This is a genomic window from Tenacibaculum sp. nBUS_03, assembly GCF_051201695.1.
In the GTDB taxonomy this organism is placed as follows: Bacteria; Bacteroidota; Bacteroidia; order Flavobacteriales; family Flavobacteriaceae; genus Polaribacter.
Genome location: NZ_CP179214.1, coordinates 61,118 through 76,753 on the forward strand (window position 1 = coordinate 61,118; position 15,636 = coordinate 76,753).

Here is a 15,636-nt window from a genome sequence, read left to right on the forward strand (position 1 = left end):
AAGAACGTTTTGAAAATATTCTTAATTCTTTCACTCATAGGTCCCCAATTATTTTCCCAAAATAATATAATGAATAATGGAGAACTAAGGGTTGGAAACGGTAATGAAAATTCAATAAATGCATTAGGTAATATGCAGCAACCTTTTTATTTCAATAGTACTAATAATGCATGGAGAAAACTAACTTATGCCACTTATCCATTAGATATAAGATGGGGAGTAGGTGGTGATGGTTCCAGTAATTGGAATACTAATGGTCAATTAGCCAAAAATCCTACAGTTTCCAATGTTAGTTATGATTATACTAATTTAACTATTACAAACCCAGGAACAGGAGACGGGTATGGTACAGTGATTTTTTCAGGTAACATAACTATCAATTCTCAGTTATTTTTAGTAGAAAATACATATTCTCTAGATCAAGGAGCGGGTTACATTCGAATTAAGGTTAAAATTACCAATGTAAGTGGTAATGGGGCTTCTAATATTCGTTTATGGTTTGGTACTAGAGATGATTGGGTGGGTACTACAGATCGAACCAACGAAAGATAGAGGTAATCTTATAGACGGGGAATTTGTATTAAACACCAGTGCTGTAGATCAAGCCAAGGCAATTAAAATATCTACTGGAGATGAGGCTGTGTTATTTTATAGTAATTCTGAAAGGGCTCATACCGCTATTAAAGATTGCTGTAATTTTGATAATGCAGCTAATCAAAACCCGGCAACTTCAAGCATTTCATCAACTGGTGACGGATCATATACACTTTTTGTTCGTTTTAATGATTTAGCAAATAATGAGAGTGATGAACTTGAATTGTACTATGCCGCGGGAACCTTGGCAGATATTAATACAATTATAGAAGAAGTAGCCAATGCTGCTGCGGCTGTAACTGACATATTATGCGAAAGTGCTAGTTATGATTACTCTTTTGGTCAAACAGGTACTACAAGCTATATTATTGTTCCAAGTTCAGCTACAGCTCCTACAGAGGCTCAGATTGAAGCAGGTGTTAATTATTCAGGAGTAACATTAGTGGATAATGGTAGTGCATCAACAACGGCAAACGTAAATCACACATTTAGTTTCTCAGGATTATCTGAGAATACTGAATATACTGTATATTCAGTTACAAAATATAATGACGGTTCGTCTGATGTATTTGGGCCAGTATCAAATGCAACTTTTACAACCAATGATAAGCCAGATACACCAACAGGTGATGCTAATCAGGAATTTATAGTAACTAATTTGAATGATGCAACTGTAGCCTCATTAGTGTCTACACCGGCAGGTACTGAATGGTATACTTCAACTAGTGATGCTGATACAAGAACTAATAAACTAGCAACTACGGATGTTTTAACAAATGGTAACACTTATTATGGAATCCAATATACTGATCCATGTTCTAGTAATATCTTTCAAGTGGTAGTAGATATTTCAACGTTTTCGGATAATGTTTTAGCACAAATCGGATTAGAGGGAGACAACCCAGATGTCACCAATGCAGTAGTAACTGTAGCTGAGATTAATACGATTACCCCAGCAATTGTAGGAGCAGATCCTTCAAAGGAGAGCTTATACCAAGATTATATAGATGCGAATCCAGATTTATTTAGCTCACCAGCAACTATAGCGGAAGTACAGGCAATGATTGATGGTGTAAATACCTCAGAGAGGGTATTGGCACAAATCGGATTAGAGGGAGACAACCCAGATGTAACCAATGCAGTAGTAACTGTAGCTGAGATTAATACGATTACCCCAGCAATTGTAGGAGCAGATAATTCAAAGGAGAGCTTATACCAAGATTATATCGATGCGAATCCAGATGTATTTAGTTCGCCAGCAACTATTGCAGAAGTACAGGCAATGATTGATAGTGTAAATACCTCAGAGAGTGTATTGGTACAAATCGGATTAGAGGGAGACAACCCAGATGTAACCAATGCAGTAGTAACTGTAGCAGAGATTAATACGATTACCCCAGCAATTGTAGGAGCAGATCCTTCAAAGGAGAGCTTATACCAAGATTATATCGATGCGAATCCAGATGTATTTAGTTCGCCAGCAACTATTGCAGAAGTACAAGCAATGATTGATAGTGTAAATACCTCAGAGAGTGTATTGGCACAAATCGGATTAGAGGGAGACAACCCAGATGTAACCAATGCAGTAGTAACTGTAGCTGAGATTAATACGATTACCCCAGCAATTGTAGGAGCAGATCCTTCAAAGGAGAGCTTATACCAAGATTATATTGATGCGAATCCAGATGTATTTAGTTCGCCAGCGACTATTGCAGAAGTACAAGCAATGATTGATAGTGTAAATACCTCAGAGAGTGTATTGGCACAAATCGGATTAGAGGGAGACAACCCAGATGTAACCAATGCAGTAGTAACTGTAGCTGAGATTAATACGATTACTCCAGCAATTGTAGGAGCAGATCCTTCAAAGGAGAGCTTATACCAAGATTATATCGATGCGAATCCAGATGTATTTAGTTCGCCAGCAACTATTGCGGAAGTACAGGCAATGATTGATAGTGTAAATACCTCAGAGAGCGTATTGGCGCAAATCGGATTAGAGGGAGACAACCCAGATGTAACCAATGCAGTAGTAACTGTAGCTGAGATTAATACCATTACCCCAGCAATTGTAGGAGCAGATCCATCAAAGGAGACCTTATACCAAGATTATATAGATGCGAATCCAGATTTATTTAGTTCGCCAGCGACTATTGCGGAAGTACAAGCAATGATTGATAGTGTAAATACCTCAGAGAGCGTATTGGCACAAATCGGATTAGAGGGAGACAACCCCGATGTCACCAATGCAGTAGTAACTGTAGCAGAGATTAATACGATTACCCCAGCAATTGTAGGAGCAGATCCTTCAAAGGAGAGCTTATACCAAGATTATATCGATGCAAATCCAGATTTATTTAGTTCGCCAGCAACTATTGCAGAAGTACAGGCAATGATTGATAGTGTAAATACCTCAGAGAGCGTATTGGCACAAATAGGATTAGAGGGAGACAACCCAGATGTAACCAATGCAGTAGTAACTGTAGCTGAGATTAATACGATTACCCCAGCAATTGTAGGAGCAGATCCTTCAAAGGAGAGCTTATACCAAGATTATATCGATGCGAATCCAGATGTATTTAGTTCGCCAGCAACTATAGCGGAAGTACAAGCAATGATTGATGGTGTAAATACCTCAGAGAGGGTATTGGCACAAATCGGATTAGAGGGAGACAACCCAGATGTAACCAATGCAGTAGTAACTGTAGCTGAGATTAATACCATTACCCCAGCAATTGTAGGAGCAGATCCATCAAAGGAGACCTTATACCAAGATTATATAGATGCGAATCCAGATTTATTTAGTTCGCCAGCGACTATTGCGGAAGTACAAGCAATGATTGATAGTGTAAATACCTCAGAGAGCGTATTGGCACAAATCGGATTAGAGGGAGACAACCCAGATGTAACCAATGCAGTAGTAACGGTTGCTGAGATTAATACGATTACCCCAGCAATTGTAGGAGCAGATCCTTCAAAGGAGAGCTTATACCAAGATTATATCGATGCGAATCCAGATTTATTTAGCTCACCAGCAACTATTGCAGAAGTACAGGCAATGATTGGTGGTGTAAATATCTCAGAGAGCGTATTGGCACAAATCGGATTAGAGGGAGACAACCCAGATGTAACCAATGCAGTAGTAACTGTAGCTGAGATTAATACGATTACTCCAGCAATTGTAGGAGCAGATCCTTCAAAGGAGAGCTTATACCAAGATTATATAGATGCGAATCCAGATTTATTTAGTTCGCCAGCGACTATTGCAGAAGTACAAGCAATGATTGATAGTGTAAATACCTCAGAGAGCGTATTGGCACAAATCGGATTAGAGGGAGACAACCCAGATGTCACCAATGCAGTAGTAACTGTAGCAGAGATTAATACGATTACCCCAGCAATTGTAGGAGCAGATCCTTCAAAGGAGAGCTTATACCAAGATTATATAGATGCGAATCCAGATTTATTTAGCTCACCAGCAACTATTGCAGAAGTACAAGCAATGATTGATAGTGTAAATACCTCAGAGAGCGTATTGGCACAAATAGGATTAGAGGGAGACAACCCAGATGTAACCAATGCAGTAGTAACTGTAGCTGAGATTAATACGATTACCCCAGCAATTGTAGGAGCAGATCCTTCAAAGGAGAGCTTATACCAAGATTATATCGATGCGAATCCAGATTTATTTAGTTCGCCAGCAACTATTGCGGAAGTACAGGCAATGATTGATGGTGTAAATACCTCAGAGAGCGTATTGGCACAAATCGGATTAGAGGGAGACAACCCAGATGTCACCAATGCAGTAGTAACGGTTGCCGAGATTAATACGATTACCCCAGCAATTGTAGGAGCAGATAATTCAAAGGAGAGCTTATACCAAGATTATATCGATGCGAATCCAGATGTATTTAGTTCACCAGCAACTATTGCAGAAGTACAAGCAATGATTGATAGTGTAAATACCTCAGAGAGCGTATTGGCACAAATCGGATTAGAGGGAGACAACCCAGATGTCACCAATGCAGTAGTAACTGTAGCTGAGATTAATACCATTACCCCAGCAATTGTAGGAGCAGATCCTTCAAAGGAGAGCTTATACCAAGATTATATCGATGCGAATCCAGATGTATTTAGTTCACCAGCAACTATTGCAGAAGTACAAGCAATGATTGATAGTGTAAATACCTCAGAGAGCGTATTGGCACAAATCGGATTAGAGGGAGACAACCCAGATGTCACCAATGCAGTAGTAACGGTTGCTGAGATTAATACCATTACCCCAGCAATTGTAGGAGCAGATCCTTCAAAGGAGAGCTTATACCAAGATTATATCGATGCGAATCCAGATTTATTTAGTTCGCCAGCAACTATTGCAGAAGTACAAGCAATGATTGATGGTGTAAATACCTCAGAGAGCGTATTGGCACAAATCGGATTAGAGGGAGACAACCCCGATGTCACCAATGCAGTAGTAACGGTTGCCGAGATTAATACGATTACCCCAGCAATTGTAGGAGCAGATCCTTCAAAGGAGAGCTTATACCAAGATTATATCGATGCGAACCCAGATTTATTTAGCTCGCCAGCGACTATTACGGAAGTACAGGCAATGATTGATAGTGTAAATACTTCAGAGAGCGTATTGGCACAAATCGGATTAGAGGGAGACAACCCAGATGTAACCAATGCAGTAGTAACTGTAGCTGAGATTAATACGATTACTCCAGCAATTGTAGGAGCAGATCTTTCAAAGGAGAGCTTATACCAAGATTATATCGATGCGAATCCAGATTTATTTAGTTCGCCAGCAACTATTGCGGAAGTACAGGCAATGATTGATAGTGTAAATACCTCAGAGAGTGTATTGGCACAAATCGGATTAGAGGGAGACAACCCAGATGTCACCAATGCAGTAGTAACGGTTGCCGAGATTAATACCATTACCCCAGCAATTGTAGGAGCAGATCCTTCAAAGGAGAGCTTATACCAAGATTATATCGATGCGAATCCAGATGTATTTAGTTCGCCAGCAACTATTGCAGAAGTACAAGCAATGATTGATGGTGTAAATACCTCAGAGAGCGTATTGGCGCAAATCGGATTAGAGGGAGACAACCCCGATGTCACCAATGCAGTAGTAACTGTAGCAGAGATTAATACCATTACTCCAGCAATTGTAGGAGCAGATCCTTCAAAGGAGAGCTTATACCAAGATTATATCGATGCAAATCCAGATGTATTTAGTTCGCCAGCAACTATTGCGGAAGTACAGGCAATGATTGATAGTGTAAATACCTCAGAGAGTGTATTGGCACAAATCGGATTAGAGGGAGACAACCCAGATGTCACCAATGCAGTAGTAACTGTAGCTGAGATTAATACCATTACCCCAGCAATTGTAGGAGCAGATCCTTCAAAGGAGAGCTTATACCAAGCTTATATCGATGCGAACCCAGATGTATTTAGTTCGCCAGCAACTATTGCGGAAGTACAGGCAATGATTGATAGTGTAAATACCTCAGAGAGCGTATTGGCACAAATCGGATTAGAGGGAGACAACCCAGATGTCACCAATGCAGTAGTAACTGTAGCAGAGATTAATACCATTACCCCAGCAATTGTAGGAGCAGATCCTTCAAAGGAGAGCTTATACCAAGATTATATCGATGCAAATCCAGATTTATTTAGTTCGCCAGCAACTATTGCGGAAGTACAGGCAATGATTGATGGTGTAAATACCTCAGAGAGCGTATTGGCACAAATAGGATTAGAGGGAGACAACCCAGATGTAACCAATGCAGTAGTAACTGTAGCTGAGATTAATACGATTACCCCAGCAATTGTAGGAGCAGATCCTTCAAAGGAGAGCTTATACCAAGATTATATCGATGCAAATCCAGATTTATTTAGTTCGCCAGCAACTATTGCAGAAGTACAGGCAATGATTGATAGTGTAAATACCTCAGAGAGCGTATTGGCACAAATAGGATTAGAGGGAGACAACCCAGATGTAACCAATGCAGTAGTAACTGTAGCTGAGATTAATACCATTACCCCAGCAATTGTAGGAGCAGATAATTCAAAGGAGAGCTTATACCAAGATTATATCGATGCGAATCCAGATTTATTTAGTTCGCCAGCGACTATTGCAGAAGTACAAGCAATGATTGATAGTGTAAATACCTCAGAGAGTGTATTGGCACAAATCGGATTAGAGGGAGACAACCCAGATGTAACCAATGCAGTAGTAACTGTAGCAGAGATTAATACGATTACCCCAGCAATTGTAGGAGCAGATCCTTCAAAGGAGAGCTTATACCAAGATTATATCGATGCGAATCCAGATGTATTTAGTTCGCCAGCAACTATTGCAGAAGTACAAGCAATGATTGATGGTGTAAATACCTCAGAGAGCGTATTGGCGCAAATCGGATTAGAGGGAGACAACCCCGATGTCACCAATGCAGTAGTAACTGTAGCAGAGATTAATACCATTACTCCAGCAATTGTAGGAGCAGATCCTTCAAAGGAGAGCTTATACCAAGATTATATCGATGCAAATCCAGATGTATTTAGTTCGCCAGCAACTATTGCGGAAGTACAGGCAATGATTGATGGTGTAAATACCTCAGAGAGTGTATTGGCACAAATCGGATTAGAGGGAGACAACCCAGATGTAACCAATGCAGTAGTAACTGTAGCTGAGATTAATACCATTACCCCAGCAATTGTAGGAGCAGATCCTTCAAAGGAGAGCTTATACCAAGCTTATATCGATGCGAACCCAGATTTATTTAGTTCGCCAGCAACTATTGCGGAAGTACAGGCAATGATTGATGGTGTAAATACCTCAGAGAGTGTATTGGCACAAATCGGATTAGAGGGAGACAACCCAGATGTCACCAATGCAGTAGTAACTGTAGCTGAGATTAATACCATTACCCCAGCAATTGTAGGAGCAGATCCTTCAAAGGAGAGCTTATACCAAGATTATATCGATGCGAACCCAGATTTATTTAGTTCGCCAGCAACTATTGCGGAAGTACAAGCAATGATTGATAGTGTAAATACCTCAGAGAGTGTATTGGCACAAATCGGATTAGAGGGAGACAACCCAGATGTAACCAATGCAGTAGTAACTGTTGCTGAGATTAATACCATTACCCCAGCAATTGTAGGAGCAGACCCTTCAAAGGAGAGCTTATACCAAGATTATATCGATGCGAACCCAGATTTATTTAGTTCGCCAGCAACTATTGCGGAAGTACAAGCAATGATTGATAGTGTAAATACCTCAGAGAGCGTATTGGCACAAATCGGATTAGAGGGAGACAACCCAGATGTAACCAATGCAGTAGTAACTGTAGCTGAGATTAATACGATTACCCCAGCAATTGTAGGAGCAGATCCTTCAAAGGAGAGCTTATACCAAGATTATATCGATGCGAATCCAGATTTATTTAGTTCGCCAGCAACTATTGCGGAAGTACAAGCAATGATTGATAGTGTAAATACCTCAGAGAGTGTATTGGCACAAATCGGATTAGAGGGAGACAACCCAGATGTAACCAATGCAGTAGTAACTGTAGCTGAGATTAATACGATTACCCCAGCAATTGTAGGAGCAAATCCTTCAAAGGAGAGCTTATACCAAGATTATATCGATGCGAATCCAGATTTATTTAGCTCACCAGCAACTATTGCGGAAGTACAAGCAATGATTGATAGTGTAAATACCTCAGAGAGCGTATTGGCACAAATCGGATTAGAGGGAGACAACCCAGATGTAACCAATGCAGTAGTAACTGTAGCTGAGATTAATACGATTACCCCAGCAATTGTAGGAGCAGATCCTTCAAAGGAGAGCTTATACCAAGATTATATCGATGCGAATCCAGATTTATTTAGCTCACCAGCAACTATTGCGGAAGTACAAGCAATGATTGATGGTGTAAATACCTCAGAGAGTGTATTGGCACAAATCGGATTAGAGGGAGACAACCCAGATGTAACCAATGCAGTAGTAACTGTAGCTGAGATTAATACCATTACCCCAGCAATTGTAGGAGCAGATCCTTCAAAGGAGAGTTTATACCAAGATTATATCGATGCGAATCCAGATTTATTCAGTTCGCCAGCAACTATTGCGGAAGTACAAGCAATGATTGATAGTGTAAATACCTCAGAGAGTGTATTGGCACAAATCGGATTAGAGGGAGACAACCCAGATGTAACCAATGCAGTAGTAACTGTTGCTGAGATTAATACGATTACCCCAGCAATTGTAGGAGCAGATCCTTCAAAGGAGAGCTTATACCAAGATTATATCGATGCGAATCCAGATTTATTCAGTTCGCCAGCAACTATTGCGGAAGTACAAGCAATGATTGATAGTGTAAATACCTCAGAGAGTGTATTGGCACAAATCGGATTAGAGGGAGACAACCCAGATGTAACCAATGCAGTAGTAACTGTAGCTGAGATTAATACGATTACTCCAGCTATTGAAGGAGCAGATTTATTGAATGAAGAAGCATATCAAAATTATATTGATGAGAACCCAGATTTATTCAGTTCACCAGCGACTTTAGAAGAGGTTCAAGCTATGATTGATGAAGTAAATGCATCTGAAGGAGTACTAGCACAAATCGGATTAGAGGCTGATATTGATAATATAGTTGATTCAGAAGTGACTGTTGAACAAATTAATACGTTGATTCCAGTTATTGTAGGAGCAGACTTGTCAAATGAAGAGGCGTACCAAGATTATATAGATGCAAACCCAGAGTTATTTAGTTCACCTGCAACTTTAGAAGAAGTTCAAGCTATGGTGAATGCAGTAAATACTTCACAAGAGGTATTGGCACAGATAGGCTTAGAGGGAGATGTTGATGATACTGTAGCATCAGAGATTACAGTTGATCAGATAAATACTTTATCACCAGCTATTGAAGGAGCAGATTCTTCAAATGAAGAGGCGTATCAAGATTATATAGATGCAAATCCGGAGTTATTTAGTTCACCAGCAACTGTAGAAGAAGTTCAAGCCATGGTGGATGCCGTGAATACTTCACAGGAGGTATTGGCACAAATCGGAGTAGAGGGAGATATGGATGATACTGTAGTATCAGAAATTACAGTTGATCAGATAAATACATTATCACCAGCTGTTGAAGGAGCAGATTCTTCAAATGAAGAAGAGTATCAAGATTATATCGATGCAAATCCAGATTTATTTAGTTCACCAGCAACTGTAGAAGAAGTTCAAGCCATGGTGGATGCAGTAAATACTTCACAAGAGGTGTTAGCACAGATAGGAATAGAAGGAGATGTTGATGATACCGTAGCATCAGAAATTACAGTTGATCAGATAAATACATTATCACCAGCAATTGAAGGAGCAGATTCTTCAAATGAAGAGGCATATCAAGATTATATCGATGCGAATCCAGAATTATTTAGTTCACCTGCAACTTTAGAAGAAGTTCAAGCCATGGTGGATACAGTGAATACTTCACAGGAGGTGTTAGCACAGATAGGAATGGAAGGAGATGTTGATGATACTGTAACATCAGAAATCACAGTTGATCAGATAAATACATTATCACCAGCTGTTGAAGGAGCAGATTCTTCAAATGAAGAGGCGTATCAAGATTATATCGATGCGAATCCGGAGTTATTTAGTTCACCAGCAACTATAGAAGAAATTCAAGCCATGGTAGATATAGTGAATGTTTCCCAAAATGTATTAACACAAATTGGCTTAGAGGGAGATATTGATGATACTGTAACATCAGAAATTACAGTTGATCAGATAAATACATTATCACCAGCAATTGAAGGAGCAGACTCTTCAAATGAGGAAGAGTATCAAGATTATATCGATGCGAATCCAGCGTTATTTAGTTCACCAGCAACTGTAGAAGAAGTTCAAGCCATGGTAGATGCAGTAAATACTTCACAAGATGTATTGGCACAGATAGGTTTAGAGGGAGATATTGATGATACCGTAATATCAGAAATTACAGTTGATCAGATAAATTCATTATCACCAGCTATTGAAGGAGCAGATTCTTTAAATGAAGAGGCGTATCAAGATTATATCGATGCGAATCCGGAGTTATTTAGTTCACCAGCAACTATAGAAGAAATTCAAGACATGGTAGATATAGTGAATGCGTCACAAGATGTATTAACACAGATAGGAATTGAAAGTGATGAATTGAGTATAGAATCTATTGTAACTGTAGATCAAATTAATTTGATAACCCCCTCAGTAACTGGTGTAGAGGATTATAATGAAGAAGCATACCAAGATTATATTGATTCTTATCCTCAGTTATTTTCATCACCAGCTACAGTAGCAGAAATTCAAGCTATGATTGATTATATAAATAAGAAAGTAATTAGAGAAACAGGACTTTGCGGAAATAGTTCAATATATCCTAACCCTGTTGTTAATGAATTAAAACTATCTTATATATCAAAAATACGTAAAGTCACCATATTCAATTTATTAGGTAAAGAAGTATTTGATACTAATGGGTCTGAATTAAGAATGAATATTGATTTTAATAATTTTAGTGAAGGTGTTTATCTTGTAAGAATTTCTACAGAAAGATTAACAAAAGTTTGTAAAATAATTAAAAAGAACTAATATAAATTTTGTTCTAGGTACTAGTAAGTAAAGTATCAAGAGTGGTATTATATGAATCAATTAAAACTGAACATTCACATGAGTGTTCAGTTTTTTAATTTGTATTCTTTTAGCTTCTAGTCTCCGACCCTGTTTTTATAGATGTAAGTTTACATTACAAAGAAGAAGGAATTTTATTTTTGATGTTTCTTTATTAATGTTATGATAACTTCTAGGTTTTAAGTTAGACTTTCAGATTGTAATAGTTGTATGCTAAATTGATTTTAGCATGAGGGGATGAAATATCTTTTTTATTTTAGCAAAGGATACTTCAGAAAATTTAGATCAAGAAAATCTTTTTTCGTTGATGGAGTGTTGATGATTACAGTTTCATATAATTCTTTATACAATCAAAATTAGTATTTATCATTGTTCATCAAAAACGGCTAAATAAAATAAGGAATATATTAAAAACGAAGTTTTTTTTAAGCTTCTGTAATATATAAATTTTAAGTAAAAATTATAAAAGAGAACTATTTTTAATAGTTCCCTTTTTGTTTTTAAATACTATTTTTTATAAAAAACCTTTATCTCTTGCTACTAAAATTAATTCTCTATCATCATTTCCATCTACATCAAATACTTTAGCTAATTGTCTTTTTCTTTTTTGAATACCAGCAAAAGAAAGCGGAATAACTTCAGGTAATTTTTTCATTCTATTTCCTATTGAAAGTTCATACAATATTTTTCTGTCAATATCATCTAATACGTAATCACTTGAAATTTGGTTTCTTATAAGTTTCATTACTGTTTTACTGTAGTATGGCGGAGCAGTAATAACTTCTTTTATAGCAGTTACTAATTCTTGCGGAGTAATATCATTTTTTACCAGAAAACCATCAGGGTTAATGTTTCTTAAAATACTGTGTACTCTAAAATTATCATTAAAAGTGGTAGAAACAATAATTTTTGAATCAGGTAAAAGTTGATTTATTTTTAAACCTAAATCTTCACCAGAAAGTATGGTTCCATCTTTTGATGCCGGTAATCGCATGTCTAAAAAAATAACATCAATTGTATTTTTTAAGCGAGAATATTCTTTGATAATAGTGCAAGCATCATCGCAATTGTGTTTTACATGAATTTCAAAACGATATTCATGTTCTTGACTTTCTATGTATTGAAAAGCACTTTTATAAGCTTCTGATATTAAAGGGTGATCATCAATTATTAACGCTGTTAATTGTTTTTTTTCCATCTTTTTGGATGTAAGGGGTGTTAATGAGTAGGGTAGTACCTACATTAATTTCGGATTTTATTTCAATGCTTCCTTTTAATTTTTCAATTCTAGTTTTTATATTTTTTAATCCAATTCCTTTTTTTCCTTTTTTACTCGTAAATCCAACACCATCGTCTTGAATTTTTAGAACTAAATTTTTATTCTTTAAATAAAAGTCTAAGGTAACGTTTTTTGCTTTAGCATGCTTAATGATATTTTGTAGAGCCTCTTGTATGATTCTGTATACATTAGCTTTTGTAATTTCATTAATATCTTTCCATACAATATCAGGAGAAAATGCAATAGTATGCGTGAAGTTACCAATAACACCTTTGTCTTCCAATAACTGTTTAATGATAGAGGTAAAATTAATATTAGAGGCACTAAAATTATCACTTAATTTGTGAGACACATCTCTAATTTCTTTTTCAATATCTTGTAACTCATTTAATAAACTTTGATGCTTCTCAAGCGTTTGTTCTTCACCTTTTATAGGTAAAAAACCTAATCCAAAGCGAGTTCCAAATAGTTTTCCTAAAATTCCATCATGTAGTTCTTCTGAAATTCTATTACGTTCTTTAATACGCTCTTCCTCAAGTTTGGCTTGTTGTTGTAGCGTTAAAACATATACTTCTTCATTAGCTTTTTGATGTTCAGCTTCAATACTTAATTTTTCATTTTGTACTTTCTGTACACGTAAAAAGTATAATAAACTTAAAATTAATACCCCACCAATACTAGTAACAATGATCCAAATACGTTGTTGCGATAAACGTTCCGTTTCTTCAATATACTCATCAGTTTCAAATTCAATACGAGTAAATTTATTTTGAATTTTACGTTCTGCATTTATTAAGCTATCGTTAAACTCAATATACCGATCTAAGTATTTTTTTGAATTTTTAACATCTAAATTCGCTAATTGTTTTAAAGAAGTTAAATAATCACCACCATTTTTTATTTGTTTAGCTAACAAGTTCGATTCTTTAGCATACTGTATTGCTTTAATAGTGTCTTTTATATATTTATAATAATCTGATATATATAATTTAGAAGCAAGAATATTTGTTTTATCTTTTAAACTATCTCTTATAAAATAAGCTTTATATAATTCATTTTTTACACCTAAAGTATCGTTTAGAAATAATTTACAGTAAGCTCGATTACTTATTATTCTGGCAAAATTTTCTTTTTGATAATTATATTCTAGTGCTTTATTATAGTATTCTATAGCTTTATTAAAGTTCTTTTTTTTAAAATAAACTCTCCCTATATTATTTAAAAGTATTTCATAGTATTTTTTTTTATACTTAGTCTTGTTTAAATATTGTAAAGCTTTATTATAGTAAAATAATGATCTGTCATATTCTTTAATATCTTTTTGTAGGTTAGCTAAATGGTTGTATGCAGAATATAGACGCATATAACTTCTCAATTCTTTGAATAATTGTATAACTTTTATATTTAATGACTCACTACCGGTGTAATCACGATATTTTCCCTTAATTCTAGCCATTCCATGCAATGTTTGGGCAGCTTCTTTTTTGTATCCTTTTTTGGTGAATGCTTGATATGCTTCATTAAAATGAAAATAAGCTTTATCAAAGATTTCTATACGTGTATAAAAAGTAGCATAATTCCATTGAGCATCTCCGATAGCATAGGTGTGATTATTTCTTTGAGCAAGTTTTAATGCTTGTCTGTTTATTTTAAAAAAAGTAACTGTATCTTTTAAGTTATAGAATTCATATGCAATAGAACTTAGTTTTAAGGGGAGTTCATTTTTATTTGATATAATATGATTATAAGCTTTTAATAATATTTCTTTTCTAATAGTTTTATCTAACTTTCTACTTTTAGCTTGCTTTATCCATACATCAATACTATCATTCTGGGACCCATAGGAAAAATTTAAGTATAATATTAATATAAAAAAAAAATGTTTTTTTAAAGATTTCAATTGAGTTTTATTTTTAACAAAGCTAAAAAAAAAGTCTTTAACAAATGTTAAAGACTTTTTTAAATGTATTAATTATCCTTACCACCATCACCAGTTTCACCATCATTACCTCCAGTATATTGAGTTGATCCATTACCTGAAGTTCCACCAGTGTCAGGAGGCAAGTTATCTTGTTTTATAGAGTTTGTAATATTATCTTTTTTTATTTTGTCTTGTAGTGTTAAGTCTTCACTTAAATCAGTACAAGAAGTTGTTATTAATAGAATAGCAATTAGACCTAGAATATTTTTTAAAGTTTTCATAATTTTCAATTTTAATAGTTGACATTAATTTCCCATGCCGCAGATGCAGCAATCGTTATATCGAATGTTCGTCGATAGTGTTGCATCGTTAATTTTGTATTAACGGTACAACCATACATCTCAGTAATTGAGAGTGTTAGTAGAATTAATAGTAGGCGAATGCCAACTTAATGAAGATGTATTACTGATAAGGCCTATTGAGTACAACAGACTTCATGTAAATTCTACTTTGTCGATAAATTAGGAAGCGTTTGTAATTTTTAAATGAACGCTAGTTGAATTGAACCCTAAATTAGCGGGTTTCAATCTTACGGTGTGCGTAATTTTAGTAAGCGTTGCATTTGGATGAGTAAACGTCCTTTTTCATTTAGTATGTGCAATTTTAATGTTCTCATAGTTTTTTAATTTTTCATATACCTAATATACGTATTTTTTGTGATATAAGCAATAAATTCACGTATTTTAACATTTTAAAAATGGATTACTGTTTAGTTTGGATGTTTAGTTAGTTTTTCTGTAAAAAAAAAAGACATCTTTCATAAAAAGACGCCTTTGGTATGTTGTGTATAGTAAGTGAGTTTTGTTACCTCAATTTTCTATATTTTATTTTACAAATTGCATCCCTATTTATTATTACGCCAGAATCTGCTCCAATTAGCCAAACAAACTCATTACTTATTTTTCTGTGTAAATACATATGGTTATTGTTAATTATTTATTTTTTTGATGGTGCAAATATTATACTGTTTTTTGGAATACACAAATTTATTTTAGGTTAAATACTTGTAAATCAGTAATTTGAAATTATTTTTTAAACGTAGAATTCCTCCTCAGAAAGTATCTAAGTTATAGTTGAATGTGC

General features: G+C 35.6%; 5 protein-coding genes. 2 read left to right on the plus strand and 3 right to left on the minus strand.

The window, feature by feature from the left end; genetic code table 11:
* Positions 1-69: 69 nt before the first annotated feature.
* Complete coding sequence (locus tag ACMFBB_RS00270) at positions 70-552, plus strand: hypothetical protein (protein WP_435262475.1); 483 nt, start codon at positions 70-72, stop codon at positions 550-552.
* The gene (locus ACMFBB_RS00275) at positions 512-11,254 is read left to right on the plus strand and encodes a T9SS type A sorting domain-containing protein (protein WP_435262476.1); all 10,743 of its coding nucleotides are present in this window, start codon (positions 512-514) and stop codon (positions 11,252-11,254) included. Before ACMFBB_RS00270 ends, ACMFBB_RS00275 begins: the two co-directional genes overlap by 41 nt.
* 553 nt (positions 11,255-11,807) lie before the next feature.
* Here the strand turns inward: ACMFBB_RS00275 and ACMFBB_RS00280 are convergent.
* From ACMFBB_RS00280 to ACMFBB_RS00290, 3 genes are all read right to left on the minus strand, one after another.
* The gene (locus ACMFBB_RS00280; protein WP_435262477.1) at positions 11,808-12,491 is read right to left on the minus strand and encodes a response regulator; all 684 of its coding nucleotides are present in this window, start codon (positions 12,489-12,491) and stop codon (positions 11,808-11,810) included.
* A complete protein-coding gene (locus ACMFBB_RS00285; protein WP_435262478.1) occupies positions 12,457-14,472 on the minus strand; it encodes a tetratricopeptide repeat-containing sensor histidine kinase in 2,016 nt (671 codons plus the stop codon). Before ACMFBB_RS00285 ends, ACMFBB_RS00280 begins: the two co-directional genes overlap by 35 nt.
* 68 nt (positions 14,473-14,540) lie before the next feature.
* Positions 14,541-14,774 (minus strand): hypothetical protein, encoded by a 234-nt coding sequence (locus ACMFBB_RS00290; RefSeq protein ID WP_435262479.1) that lies wholly within the window; start codon positions 14,772-14,774, stop codon positions 14,541-14,543.
* Positions 14,775-15,636: the final 862 nt, after the last annotated feature.

Coding starts and splice junctions, on each gene's coding strand:
- ACMFBB_RS00280 (WP_435262477.1), bottom strand. CDS start 12,491: ATGGAAAAAAAACAATTAACAGCGTTAATAATTGATGATCACCCTTTA.
- ACMFBB_RS00270 (WP_435262475.1), top strand. CDS start 70: ATGAATAATGGAGAACTAAGGGTTGGAAACGGTAATGAAAATTCAATA.
- ACMFBB_RS00290 (WP_435262479.1), bottom strand. CDS start 14,774: ATGAAAACTTTAAAAAATATTCTAGGTCTAATTGCTATTCTATTAATA.
- ACMFBB_RS00275 (WP_435262476.1), top strand. CDS start 512: ATGATTGGGTGGGTACTACAGATCGAACCAACGAAAGATAGAGGTAAT.